The sequence below is a fragment of the Peribacillus sp. NPDC097895 genome (assembly GCF_050277555.1).
In the GTDB taxonomy this organism is placed as follows: domain Bacteria; phylum Bacillota; class Bacilli; order Bacillales; family DSM-1321; genus Peribacillus.
The window spans coordinates 465,669-478,309 of record NZ_JBNNSH010000003.1 but is presented as its reverse complement, the minus strand read 5'-3'; the positions used below and the strand labels follow the sequence as shown (position 1 = coordinate 478,309).

The 12,641-nt window shown below is 43.1% G+C and carries 12 protein-coding genes, 1 tRNA gene and 1 riboswitch; of the genes, 11 read left to right on the top strand and 2 right to left on the bottom strand.

Features of this window, described 5'->3' with window-relative positions:
• The first annotated feature begins 59 nt into the window (after positions 1-59).
• Entirely contained in the window at positions 60-2,252 is a 2,193-nt protein-coding gene (locus tag ACQKMH_RS18575) for a DNA topoisomerase III (RefSeq protein WP_427588913.1), read from the top strand.
• 65 nt (positions 2,253-2,317) lie between these two features.
• Here ACQKMH_RS18575 and ACQKMH_RS18570 read toward each other — a convergent pair whose 3' ends face one another.
• Positions 2,318-2,482: a hypothetical protein gene (locus ACQKMH_RS18570; RefSeq protein ID WP_427588912.1), complete on the bottom strand. Its 165-nt coding sequence runs from the start codon at positions 2,480-2,482 to the stop codon at positions 2,318-2,320.
• Between the two features lie 746 nt (positions 2,483-3,228).
• A tRNA-Arg gene (locus tag ACQKMH_RS18565) sits at positions 3,229-3,302 on the bottom strand.
• A gap of 263 nt (positions 3,303-3,565) precedes the next feature.
• On the opposite strand from ACQKMH_RS18565, the gene ACQKMH_RS18560 reads away from it, so the two are divergent.
• The 10 genes from ACQKMH_RS18560 to ACQKMH_RS18515 all read left to right on the top strand — a co-directional run bounded on the left by ACQKMH_RS18560 (position 3,566) and on the right by ACQKMH_RS18515 (position 12,631).
• Positions 3,566-4,429: a polysaccharide deacetylase family protein gene (locus tag ACQKMH_RS18560; protein WP_427589008.1), complete on the top strand. Its 864-nt coding sequence runs from the start codon at positions 3,566-3,568 to the stop codon at positions 4,427-4,429.
• An 87-nt stretch (positions 4,430-4,516) separates the two neighbouring features.
• Positions 4,517-4,691, top strand: a riboswitch (cobalamin riboswitch).
• Positions 4,692-4,863: 172 nt separating this feature from the next.
• A complete protein-coding gene (locus ACQKMH_RS18555; protein WP_427588911.1) occupies positions 4,864-5,835 on the top strand; it encodes an ABC transporter substrate-binding protein in 972 nt (323 codons plus the stop codon).
• Positions 5,798-6,865 (top strand): FecCD family ABC transporter permease, encoded by a 1,068-nt coding sequence (locus ACQKMH_RS18550; RefSeq protein WP_427588910.1) that lies wholly within the window; start codon positions 5,798-5,800, stop codon positions 6,863-6,865. The genes ACQKMH_RS18555 and ACQKMH_RS18550 overlap by 38 nt, the downstream gene beginning before the upstream one ends.
• The gene (locus ACQKMH_RS18545) at positions 6,858-8,330 is read left to right on the top strand and encodes a heme ABC transporter ATP-binding protein (RefSeq protein ID WP_427588909.1); all 1,473 of its coding nucleotides are present in this window, start codon (positions 6,858-6,860) and stop codon (positions 8,328-8,330) included. Before ACQKMH_RS18550 ends, ACQKMH_RS18545 begins: the two co-directional genes overlap by 8 nt.
• Positions 8,327-9,292 carry an adenosylcobinamide-phosphate synthase CbiB gene (cbiB, locus tag ACQKMH_RS18540; protein WP_427588908.1) on the top strand — a complete coding sequence of 322 codons (966 nt, stop codon included), beginning with the start codon at positions 8,327-8,329 and terminating at the stop codon, positions 9,290-9,292. The genes ACQKMH_RS18545 and cbiB overlap by 4 nt, the downstream gene beginning before the upstream one ends.
• Positions 9,267-10,340, top strand: coding sequence for a threonine-phosphate decarboxylase CobD (cobD, locus tag ACQKMH_RS18535; protein WP_427588907.1), 1,074 nt, complete (start codon positions 9,267-9,269; stop codon positions 10,338-10,340). The genes cbiB and cobD overlap by 26 nt, the downstream gene beginning before the upstream one ends.
• Complete coding sequence (locus ACQKMH_RS18530) at positions 10,313-10,888, top strand: bifunctional adenosylcobinamide kinase/adenosylcobinamide-phosphate guanylyltransferase (protein ID WP_427588906.1); 576 nt, start codon at positions 10,313-10,315, stop codon at positions 10,886-10,888. Before cobD ends, ACQKMH_RS18530 begins: the two co-directional genes overlap by 28 nt.
• Positions 10,885-11,676 (top strand): adenosylcobinamide-GDP ribazoletransferase, encoded by a 792-nt coding sequence (cobS, locus tag ACQKMH_RS18525; RefSeq protein ID WP_427588905.1) that lies wholly within the window; start codon positions 10,885-10,887, stop codon positions 11,674-11,676. Before ACQKMH_RS18530 ends, cobS begins: the two co-directional genes overlap by 4 nt.
• Entirely contained in the window at positions 11,634-12,251 is a 618-nt protein-coding gene (locus ACQKMH_RS18520) for a histidine phosphatase family protein (RefSeq protein ID WP_427588904.1), read from the top strand. The genes cobS and ACQKMH_RS18520 overlap by 43 nt, the downstream gene beginning before the upstream one ends.
• Entirely contained in the window at positions 12,203-12,631 is a 429-nt protein-coding gene (locus tag ACQKMH_RS18515) for a bifunctional adenosylcobinamide kinase/adenosylcobinamide-phosphate guanylyltransferase (protein ID WP_427588903.1), read from the top strand. The genes ACQKMH_RS18520 and ACQKMH_RS18515 overlap by 49 nt, the downstream gene beginning before the upstream one ends.
• Positions 12,632-12,641 lie beyond the last annotated feature (10 nt).

Here is a 12,641-nt window from a genome sequence, read left to right as displayed (position 1 = left end):
CCTGTCCTAAATTATATGCGATAATAGAGGAATCAGTTTAAAAGGGAAAGGATGTTACTATGAGTAAAACAGTCGTACTGGCCGAGAAGCCATCGGTCGGAAGAGATATAGCAAAAGTGCTGAATTGCGGGAGAAAGGGCAATGGTTTTTTTGAAGGCGATCAGTATATCGTCACTTGGGCTCTAGGTCATTTGGTGACCCATGCCGATCCGGAAACGTATGATGAAAAATATAAAACCTGGCGTATAGAGGACCTGCCCATGTTGCCGCCGTCTTTGAAATTAGTCGTGATCAAGCAATCAGGCAAACAATTTCAAGCGGTTAAAACACAATTGAACCGCAAGGATGTCAAAGATGTCATCATTGCCACAGATGCAGGCCGAGAAGGGGAACTTGTTGCACGCTGGATACTTGAAAAAGCGAATGTGAAGAAGCCGATCAAGCGGCTCTGGATTTCCTCTGTAACGGATAAAGCAATCAAAGATGGATTTAAAAAGCTGAAGGATGGCAAGGAGTATGAAAATCTATTTGCCTCGGCTGTAGCAAGGGCCGAAGCGGACTGGATCGTTGGAATGAACGCGACACGTGCCCTTACAACCAAGCACAATGCGCAGTTATCGTGCGGCCGGGTCCAAACGCCGACACTTGCGATGATTGCCAAAAAAGAAGAAGAAATAAAACAATTCCAGCCTAAGAAATATTATGGTGTGTCGGCAACGGCAGAATCCAACTTGCGCCTAATCTGGCAAGATGCCCAATCAAAAGATATCCGTACATTTGATAAAACCAAGGCCGAGAAGGTTCTTGCGGCAGTGAAGGGGAAAAAGGCAGAAGTGGTGGAAGTGAACAAAGCCCATAAGAAAAGTTTTGCTCCTTCTTTATATGATTTAACGGAACTTCAACGGGACGCCAATAAGAAATTCGGCTATTCGGCGAAAGAGACGTTATCAATCATGCAGCGTTTATATGAAAGCCATAAAGTCTTGACTTACCCAAGGACGGATTCACGCTTTTTATCAACGGATTTGGTTGATACGCTAAAAGAAAGATTACAAGCTGTCAGCATAAAACCATATGCCCAGTATGCTTCGAGAATCCAGCGCAGCCCGATAAAGGCCAATAAATCGTTCGTGGATGATAGCAAGGTTTCGGATCACCATGCAATCATCCCGACCGAGCAAACGCCGCTTCCAGGAAAACTGAGCGACAAAGAATCGAAAATCTACGATTTGGTCGTTAAAAGGTTCCTTGCCGTATTGATGCCGCCCTTCGAATATGAGCAAACGACCATCACCGCCAAAATAGGGCAGGAGACGTTCATGGCAAAAGGGAAGGTCGTCCTGAAATCCGGCTGGAAGGAAGTCTATGATCACCAATTTGATGAGGAGGAAGCTAAAGATGGCCTTGCAGAGCAACTGCTTCCGACCGTTCAAAAGGGAGACAGTTTAACCATTTCGGCTGTGAAACAAACCGATGGTGAAACAAAACCACCAGAACCCTTCAATGAAGGATCGCTCCTTTCCGCGATGGAAAACCCTGCTCGTTTCATGGCAGGGGAAAGCAAAGAACTCATCAAGACCCTTGGTGAGACTGGCGGGATCGGAACAGTGGCAACGCGTGCTGACGTTATTGAAAAACTGTTCAATAGCTTCCTGATTGAAAAGAGAGGGAAGGGTCTTCATGTAACTTCAAAAGGAAAGCAGCTCCTCGAGTTGGCACCTGAAGACTTACGATCACCAGCTTTGACAGCTCAATGGGAGCAAAAGTTAACGGCCATTGCAAAAGGAAAGCTACCAAAACAGGCTTTCATCGGTGATATGCGCACCTATGCAAAAAACATCGTTCATGAAATCAAAAATAGTGACCGAAAATTCAAGCATGATAACGTGTCAGGAACAAAATGCCCGGATTGCGGCAAGCTGATGCTTGAAGTAAATAGTAAAAAGGGAAAAATGCTTGTCTGTCAGGATCGTGAATGTGGCCACAAAAAAGGTGTTTCACGTGTAACAAATGCAAGATGTCCACAATGTCACAAAAAGATGGAAATGCGCGGTCAAGGAGAAGCACAGACATTCACATGTAAATGCGGTTTTCATGAAAAACTTTCTTCTTACAATAAACGAAGAGGACAAAATAAAAATCAAAGAGTATCAAAAAATGAAGTCTCCAATTATATGAAAAAGCAAAATAAAGAAGAGCCGATCAATACTGCCTTGGCGGATGCGTTGGCCAAACTGAAATTCGATAAATAAAAGAAAGAGCCCTTCACGTTTAGCATAAATGTGAAGGGCTCTTTTTCTATATATCACTGCTTCGACTAAACTTCATTCAGTACGGTGCCATATAATTCATATTCAAGTGTTTTGTCAGTGTGTGTGTGTTTATCCGAATTTACTCGTGTGAGCGTACTGAATGGCTTTTGATCACCCGGACTGAAAATTGCTTCGTCATTCTCTGGATTCCATTGGCTGTAAATACTCATGAACAGTATCCTCCTCCTTTGGGTGAGAAGACTAGTAATTCCCTTTTTGATTATCATCTAACTCTTCAATTGACTCTAACAGTAATCACCTGGACTAAACACCGCTGCATCATTCTCTTTGTTCCATTGGCTTCTGATCGTACTCATCATGCACATCATCTCCTTTGGTGAGAATGTCTTACAGTATTTGTATACCCGGATGGGACAAGTTCAAACATTTATTTCAAAAAAGATTAAAGGATATATTCGATGTAACAATGTCCATTTCATGCCGACTGGAGATCTGATCAAGCAATTCTATCGTAATTTCGCGAATACGCGGTTCCCATTCCTTCATCACTTTCTGATTAATGAAGAGGTTAACTCGATGATATTTTTAAAGGGAAAATGCATTTTGGATAGGTAGTCCGATAAATTTCTGACATGTCGTTTGTATTCTTCTAACGTTCTTTCTCTAACACCTTCAGCGATCTTTTCACTAAGGAAAATATCTAATGCTCGTAATCTTCAGCACGAGTGTGATTTCGTTCTTTTATATGTTTTCCACGTTTTACCATTTTTTTAACCGAAAAGAAAAGCACCTCCAAACAATGAAAACTTTTAGTGAATAGATCACCATTGTTTCCAATGTTCAGAAGTGCTTTCATCCGACATACGTGATACAGCCATTTTCAGTTAAGCCAAAAGAAAGACCCTGCTATAAAACCGGCTTTAACCGGATTATAACAGGGTCTTCCATACATTAGCGTCCCAGATAGGAATCGAACCTACGACCTACAGCTTAGGAGGCTGTCGCTCTATCCTGCTGAGCTACTGGGACATATAAAAAGTCGACGACTTATTTATTATATTTCTTATAGGCAAACTTTTCAAGCTAATAGCTTGTACTTATGAAAAAATTTCATCATTAAAGCTTAACTGGTGATAATGTACAGTCCAATAAAGTTTGACAAGGATGGGTACCAACTCTTTATATTCCTTTTTTTTCGTTAATTGGGATACTTTATTATTCACTAGTTTTCTGGTACTATTATGCTAGAAAAAAATAGGAGAATGATAGTGGGAAAATACAGAGTTTTAAGCATGGCAGCGTTGCTGGGGATGTTAATTTTACCTGGATGCTCACAAGGGGTTTTAGAGGACATAGGTACAAAGACGGCTGCGCCGATTGCGGAAGATAATATTGAAGTAGTTGCAGCAGCGGAGAGTGACGGCGGACAGGATTCGGAGGACGAAGGTAATCCTGAACAAATCGATACAAGGAACTGGATAAGGGCCGAGTCCACGGTTCAGCTTCCCATATTGATGTATCATAGCATATCTGAAGGTAATAACCTTCGGGTGCCAAAAGAGGAATTCCGAATGCAAATGGCTTGGCTTCGGGAAAATGGATACCATACATTATCCCCTAATGAAGCATTTCACGTTTTAACCGAAAATCGAATGCCAAGTGAAAAGTGTGTCTGGATTACTTTTGATGATGGGTATACAGATAACTACACGGAGGCTTTTCCTATATTAAGAGAATATGACATGAAAGCGACCATTTTCATGATTGGGAAATCCATTGAAAAAGGTCATCACCTGACGGAAGGTCAAATGCTGGAGATGAGCAGGAATGGGATTTCCATCGAAAGTCATACGATCAACCATCTTGAGCTAAACCGCATGACCCCAGAGCAGCAAGAAGTCGAAATGGTCCAGTCAAAGGATTTATTCGATCGTATCCTCCATCAGGACACGACAGTACTTTCGTATCCAGTTGGTCGGTATAACGAAGAGAGTCTCAGGCTGTCGGAAGAAGCTGGATACAAGATGGCCGTTACGACCGAACCTGGCGGGGCTTCCAGTGATCAAGGAATGTATGCCCTGCATCGCGTTCGGATTTCACCCGGATTATCGGTTGGTGGGTTTGCGTCCCTGATTGAAAATGCTACAAATCATTGAAGAGGGACGGGGCATCTTGGAGCCAGTCAGAAAAATCATATAATAATAGATTCTTACATGGTGTATAATGAAAAGCAGTGAAAATTATATACATATGAGCGATTTGGTGTCTTAATGACTTAAAAGGGAAGCTGGTTGAATGCCAGCGCGGTCCCGCCACTGTATATGGGAGTTAACGGCTGTGAACCACTGTATGAGATATGGGAAGGTGCCGTTGACGATGACCATGAGCCAGGAGACCTGCCAAGATTCGTACACCTATAACCTACGCGGATGGGAAGGTGTGTGGCAGACCCTAAAGAGTCCGTAATTATATTGTTGCCATACAAGCATCTTCCGTTTAACGGGAGATGCTTTTTGTTTTGATGCGCATCTTCGTTTAAAGGAAGCGCTATTTCATAGGGTGGAAAAAATAAATGAAAAGATTGTGAGGAATGAAAATGAAGAAAATTTTTGGTTTGATCCTGGTGTTATTACTGACTGCAGGTATGATCGTTGGTTGCAGCGGGGGATCTAATGAAGGAACGGAAAAGCAGCAAACGAATCATGCTCAACACCAAGCTTTCCCGATTACGATTAAAGATGCAACGGGTGAAAAAGTTACGATAGAAGAAAAACCGAAGAAAATCGTTACGTTGATACCAAGTAATACGGAAGTGGTATTTGCTCTTGGTTTGGGTAAAAAGGTTGTTGGTGTTTCCGACAATGATAATTACCCGGAAGAAACGAAAGAAATCGAAAAAGTTGGCGGAATGGAAATGAATACGGAGTTGATTGTTTCCTTAAAGCCTGATCTTGTTCTTGCCCATGCATCCAGTGCCCATAATTCAAGTGAGGGATTAAAGCAGATTAAGGATGCTGGAATAGATGTCCTTGTAGTTAATGATGCACAAAGCTTTGACGAAGTGTATGAGTCTATCGATATGATTGGACAGGCAACAGGAGAACATGATAAGGCAAAAGAAATCATTACCGATATGAAAACGAAGCTGAAGGCTATATCTGAAAAAGCCAAATCCGTAAAGGAAGCGGATAGAAAGACCGTTTTAGTGGAGGTTTCGCCGTCTCCGGAAATATATACACCTGGAAAAAATACATTCATGAATGAAATGCTTCAAATGATTTCAGCGAAAAATGCAGCGGCTGAATTGGACGGTTGGGCAAAAATTGATGAAGAGTCGATGATTGCTGCAAATCCGGATGTCATTATTACAACGTATGGTTATTATACAAAAGATCCAATCAGTGAAGTGACCGGCAGAAAAGGATGGCAAGACGTAAATGCTGTTAAGAATGGCCAAATCTTTGATGTCCATTCTGACTTGGTGACCCGTTCCGGTCCACGCTTAATAGAGGGAGTAGAGGAACTTGCCAAATCAGTCTATCCGAACGTATTTGACAAATAAAGGGACGTTTGCTTATTTGATTGCGTTATTATTTTTACTTTTTGCTTGTACGATTGGCATTTCCTTTGGTTCGGTGCCAGTACCGATTCCCGTACTTATACAAATAATCGGCAAGGAGATTTTTCATTTACCGATTTCCGTTGATCCGGATGTGATGCTGACGAATATCGTGATGAACATCCGCTTGCCGCGTGTATTGCTTGCGGGTTTGGTTGGTGCTTCGCTTGCGATTGCAGGTGCGGCATTTCAGGGACTGCTCCGGAATCCGCTCGCTGACCCTTACACATTAGGTATATCATCAGGAGCATCAGTCGGAGCTGTATTGACCTTATTCTTGAATATATCACTGCCATTCATCGGTTTATATACGCTTCCGGTATTGAGTATCTCATGTTCCGTGATCACGATTTTCTGTGTATTGGCTTTTGCAAAAAAAATGGATCGATCGATGAAAGTGGAAACGATTATATTAACCGGAATCATTTTCAGCTCGTTTTTAAGTGCCTTCATTTCTTTGATGATTGCGTTGACGGGCGAGGAATTAAGACAAATCATTGGCTGGCTCATGGGCAGCGTTTCAATGCGTGGTTGGAATTATATCGCGATCATATTGCCGTTTTTTATCATTGGTTCACTGATCTTGCTCATGAATACAAGTGAATTGAATGCGATGACTTTCGGGGAAGACCGGGCAAAACACTTAGGTGTGAATGTGCATCGGCGAAAAATGTGGATCTTGATTGCTGGTTCGATATTGACAGGGGCAGCCGTTGCGGTTTCAGGGACGATTGGCTTTGTAGGATTGGTCATTCCTCATTTGGTCCGTAGGATTTGGGGGCCTGACCATAAACATTTGCTTCCGTTGTCTTTGCTGATAGGAAGCGGATTCTTGATTTTGGCGGACCTTGTCGCACGGACGATCATAGCCCCATCGGAACTGCCGATCGGTGTCATCACTTCACTTATCGGGGCACCGGCATTTGCGCTGATTTTATTAAAGAGACGGAGAGAGGGTAGGGCGGATGCTTGAAGTAAAAGGGTTAACAGGTGGATATGGCAATAAAACCGTTTTGGACTCTGTCTCATTTGACGTACATAAAGGGGAGTTATTCGGGATTTTAGGTCCAAATGGCAGCGGGAAAACGACGCTTTTAAGCATGCTCAGCGGGGTGCTCGATTTTATGGGAGGAAGCATACGAATAAGGGGAAGGGATTTGAAGGATTATTCGTCAAAACAACTTGCACAAGTCATTGCTGTGCTTCCTCAACATTCCTCATTAGCTTTTTCTTATACAGTAAAAGAGACGGTCTCACTTGGGCGCTATTCCCATCAAACAGGTTGGTTCCATAGTTGGTCCGCAGAAGATGAAACGATTGTCCAACGGGTGATGAATCAAACGGGGGTGGCAGATTTTCAGGATCTTCAATTTGACCGATTATCAGGTGGAGAGAGACAGCGGGTCCTACTGGCGCAGGCACTTGCCCAGGAACCGGAAATTCTTTTTTTGGACGAACCGACGAATCACTTGGATCTTTCCTATCAAAAGGATCTTCTTGATTTAATGAGGAAGATGGCAAAGGAGCAGGAGTTAACCGTCATTTCAATATTTCATGACTTGAATTTGGCTGGATTATATTGTGATCGGCTTATGTTGCTTGAAAAAGGGCAAATTCAAGTTATTGATGTGCCGAATGAAGTGCTCCAACAGGACCGGATTCAGGGTGTATATCAGACGACGATCGAAAAACATCCGCATCCCGCTCTTCCGAAACCGCAAATGTTCATCGTTCCGGAAATGCATAGCAGTGATTCTATCTCTATGGAAATCGATGATTCATATCTGACAGTTGGTTCAGAAATGATTCAATTGAACTCTCCGATCCCACTAAGAACGATGTCTTCTGGAGTGACTGGTTCGGGGACGGGCTGGCATCGATCTTTCGTGAATAGACACGTCCATCGCGATTATAATTGCGAGGATCACCTAGTTGAAATGGCGGAATATTTAAGAACGCAAGGTTTTGAACCTCAGGAAACGGTAGGGATGATGACAGCGGTCTTTCTCGATACGGTTGCTTTCAAGTTATTAAGAGTTGAAAATTTCTCGGTTTTTATCATCGTTACGGCTGGAGTGGGGAATGCCATCGACGCTTCTTTAGCCGACCGACATTCTTGGACTTCGACTCCGGGAACCATCAACACATGGATATTCGTAAATGGTCACTTGGCAGAAGAGGCGTTCATCCACAGCATTGTTACCGCGACCGAGGCTAAAGTAAAGGCACTTCATGATTTACATGTATTGGATAAGGTGACAAATACATGTGCAACGGGAACATCCACTGACAGTATTTTGATTGCGGCCACTCAAAGAGGGGAAAAGCTTCACTATGCAGGCACCATCACTCCGCTAGGAAAGCTCATCAGCCGCGGTGTATATGATTGTACCGTCGAAGCAATAAAGAAAAATCGGAAACGGATTGAGGAACTATGATCTACCATCACCTTTTTGCAGTTACGCTGGCGTTTTTCCTTGACTTATTAATAGGTGATCCGCCAAATTGGCCGCATCCTGTGAAATGGATTGGAACGATGATAAGCAAGTTGGATCGAGCATTCAATAAAGGTAGATTCAAGAAACGTAATGGACTTTTTATGTTGATGATCGTCCTTAGTGTGGTGATAGTGGTTACAGGTCTAACCGTCTATTTAGCATACCGTATCCATCCGCTTGCGGGTATACTTTGGGAAGCGGTTGTCATCTCTACTACGATTGCTCAGAAAGGCTTAAAGCAAGCTGGGCTGGAAGTTTGCCATCCGCTGAATGAACAGGATTTTCCTGAAGCGAGGCTAAAGCTTTCCTACATTGTGGGTCGTGATACAGCAGATCTTGATGAATCCGAAATAGTCAGGGGTACAGTAGAAACCGTAGCTGAAAATACGAGTGATGGTGTCACTGCCCCAATGTTTTGGGCTGCGATTGGCGGTGCGCCGCTCGCGATGATGTATAGGGCAATAAATACCTGTGATTCGATGGTGGGTTACAAAAATGATAAATATGCTCAATTTGGCTGGGCTTCAGCAAAGCTCGATGATATCGTGAACTGGATACCCAGTCGACTCACGGGGTTCCTGATGCTGCTTAGCTCGAAATCCAGCTATCATGGATTGGGTGGCAGATGGAAGATTTTAATTAAAGATGCTAAAAAACATCCAAGTCCGAATAGCGGGTGGTGTGAAGCGGGCGTTGCTGCCATTTTGGGCGTTCAGCTTGGCGGTCTGAATATGTACAAAGGAGTTGTTTCTGACCGTGCGAGGATGGGAGTTCCGATTGTTCCATTAGAAGCAAAACATATATCGAAATCGATTACCATCATGCATCGGTCTTCTTTTCTATTTTTACTGATGCTTTGGCTAGGGGGGCTTACTTTTGTCATTACCAACTCATGGCTCTAATCCGCATTATCTTTATGAAGCACTGGAAATTGAAATGCCTGAAAGTGTTCTTGATTTCAGTGCGAACATTAACCCATTGGGTCCTCCTTTACGTATAAAGGAACGGTGGAGAGAATTTTTCGATGGAATCCTGCATTACCCAGATCCACATGCCGTTGAACTGACAAAATCAATTGCAAAAAAAGAAGCACTTCCAGAGCAAGCCGTTTTGGTAGGAAACGGTGGTGCAGAAATAATCATGTTGGTAGCGAACAAGTTGGCCAACAAAAAGGTGCTGATCATTCAGCCGGCGTTTGCGGAATATGCAGAAGCTTGTTTGGCAGCAGGGTGTGAGGTCGATTTTCATCAGCTTGACGAGCCTGAGTGGCAACTGGATTTGGATCGACTGATACCTCGATTATCAAAATATGATGCAATTTTCTTATGTACGCCTAATAATCCTACAGGGGTTTCATTTAAGCGGAATGCCGTTAAGGAATTAATCAATGAATGCCAAAAAGCGGATTGCCTGGTTGTCATGGATGAGGCTTTCTATGATTTTACGGAAGACTCCTTTACTTATGCTTCTTTAATCAACCAATTTCCACATTTACTCATTCTAAGATCGATGACTAAAATCTTTGCAATTCCGGGATTAAGAATAGGCTATTTGCTTGCAGCACCGGACATCATTAAGCGGGTAAAAACCTATAAGCCGCATTGGAGTGTCAACCATGTAGCATTGGAAGTAGGGAAAATCTGTCTTGCAGAAGAAGCATATATGAGAAAAACGAGAGACTATATACAATTGCAAAAGCAAAAACTTTTCCGGTTTTATGAGGAGCAAGGGTTGATTGTCTCCAATAGTACGGTTAATTTTTATTTAGTCAAAGATGAATCCTTATCCCTTTTCCCCTTTTTGTTGAAAAAAGGAATCGTACCGCGCCATACCTATAATTTCCCGGGCTTGGATGGAGTATGGCTCCGATTTGCAGTAAAGAGTGAGCGTGATAACGAAGCATTGATGGAGGGGGTAAGACAGTGGAGAAAGCAAGGCTCTGTTTTATAACCGGGGGTGTCCGAAGCGGGAAAAGTGGTTTCGCAGAAAAAAAAGCCCTGGAATATGCACTCCAAATGGATGGACAATTGCATTACCTCGCTTGCGGCCGTGTCAGTGATGCTGAAATGGGGGAACGTATTCTTCGGCACCAAAAAGATAGAGAAAACAGCCCGATTGCCTGGAGGACATCGGAATACCAAACGGATATTACAAGAATAGGGGCTGATATTAGTCAGGATTCGATAATCCTGCTCGATTGTTTGACAACCCTGCTTGATAATGAACTATTTGGCCCTGGTATTCCGCTTGAAAAGGAATTTTTACATAGCGTTTTTATAAAAATATTAGACGCGATCAATGAGATCAGAAAACAATCCAGTTGTTTAATCATCGTGAGCAATGAATTGGTTCAGGAACCGATTTTTCAGAATGATTTTCTCCATATTTACGGAAAAACACTAGGTTTGCTTCATCAAGCGATCGTTGGACAGGCTGATGAGGCTTATCTTGTTGAAGCGGGAATTCCGTTACTGATGAAAGGGTGCATGCAGGTATGAACGGTGTAATCGGATTTCTAATTAACCTGCAGTTCTTTACGGTTTTTCCGATAAAGAAGCAACTTCCGATGGAGAAGAAATATATTCATCGTGCCATTCAGACCTTTCCGTTCGTCGGTCTTTTGCTAGGCTTGATATTGGGCGGTGTTTTATATGCATTTGTGGAATGGACCCCTTTTTCATCTCTTGCAATTGCGTTTGTCCTTTGGTTTTTGACGATGGCGTTAACGGGGGGCTTGCACCTCGACGGGTGGATTGATGCCAGTGACGCTTTTTTTTCCTATCAGGATAAAGAACGCCGATTGGAAATCATGAAGGATTCCAGGACAGGTGCATTCGGTGTCATCTCCGTCATCGTTCTATTGGCTGCCCGATTCATATTCATTTATGAAATTGTCGAACGGGTCAATGAATGGACATACTTCTTGATTATTGGCCTTCCGTTCTTAAGCAAATGTGTGATGGGTTATTTACTTAGCCGGATGCCGCTGGCTAAAAAAGAGGGGCTGGGTGCTTTCTTTCAGAGTGCTGTAAAGAAAAGCAGTTTGCCTATTTATTGGCTATATCTCCTTGTATGTTTTGCGATTGCTTGGATCATCGATTATAAGCTTGTCACTTTATTTTCCATCATGTGTCTGGCTGCGCTGATCTTCCTATTTTATATAAAACGTAAAATCATCAGTTGGTTCGGTGGGATAACAGGAGATGTACTGGGTGCATCCGTGGAAGGGGTTGAGCTTTGGTTATGGCTGATACTGTGGCTATTACACTACTTCGCCATGGGCTGACGGAAGCAAATGAGCGAAAATCCTATTTAGGCTGGACGGATTCTCCATTAAGCATCGAAGGTGAAAAGGAAATTCTGTTGTTGAGGGGGTGTTACCCAGTATACGAAAAAGTTCATACGAGTGATTTACCTCGTTGTGTGGAAACCGCAAAACTGTTGTTTCCAGATGTTGTTCCGGCCAAAAACCCTTCGTTCCGAGAAATGAACTTCGGCAATTGGGAAGGACGAACGTACGATGAGTTGAAGACAGATAGCGATTATCTTAAATGGTTGGAACGTCCCATGGCGGCAATGGTGCCTGGGGGTGAAAGCTATCCGAGATTTTCCGAGCGAGTTCAAAATGGCTGGAAGCAATTGATTGCCAGTGAGGAAAGTCATTTTGCCTTAATGACCCATGGAGGGGTAATACGTGAATTACTGGTCCGTTATGCCCCGATGGAAAAGTCCTTTTTTGATTGGAGTCCTTCTCACGGAAGGGGATATGAGCTCATATGGGAGAACCGGGACAGTTTAAGGAGGGGTGAACGGTGCACTTCGTTACAGGCGGCGCCTATAATGGGAAAACGAAATGGGTAAAGGAATTATATGGTTTGGAAAATGAGGCCCTTTGGTTATCAGGTTATCGGAAAGAACAGCCGGAAATGTTTGATTTTCAAGGGAATACCGTTATATTGCAGGGATTGGATGCATGGATTCAACAAGATGCCGAAACGATCGATACAGATTCGATTCGAATAAGATGGAAGGAAATCATGGCTGACTGGCGAATATGGGAGAAGGAAAGGGATGAAAACATCTGCATTGTGATCGGTTCTGATATATCCAAAGGTATCGTCCCGCTGGAAGCAAAGGATCGCCGAGGGCGCGATGCGTGCGGATGGGTCTTTCAAGATGTAGCATCCTTATCAACACGTGTTGATATCATTTGGTATGGAATTAACCAGAGAATAAAATAGAGGAGGTAAT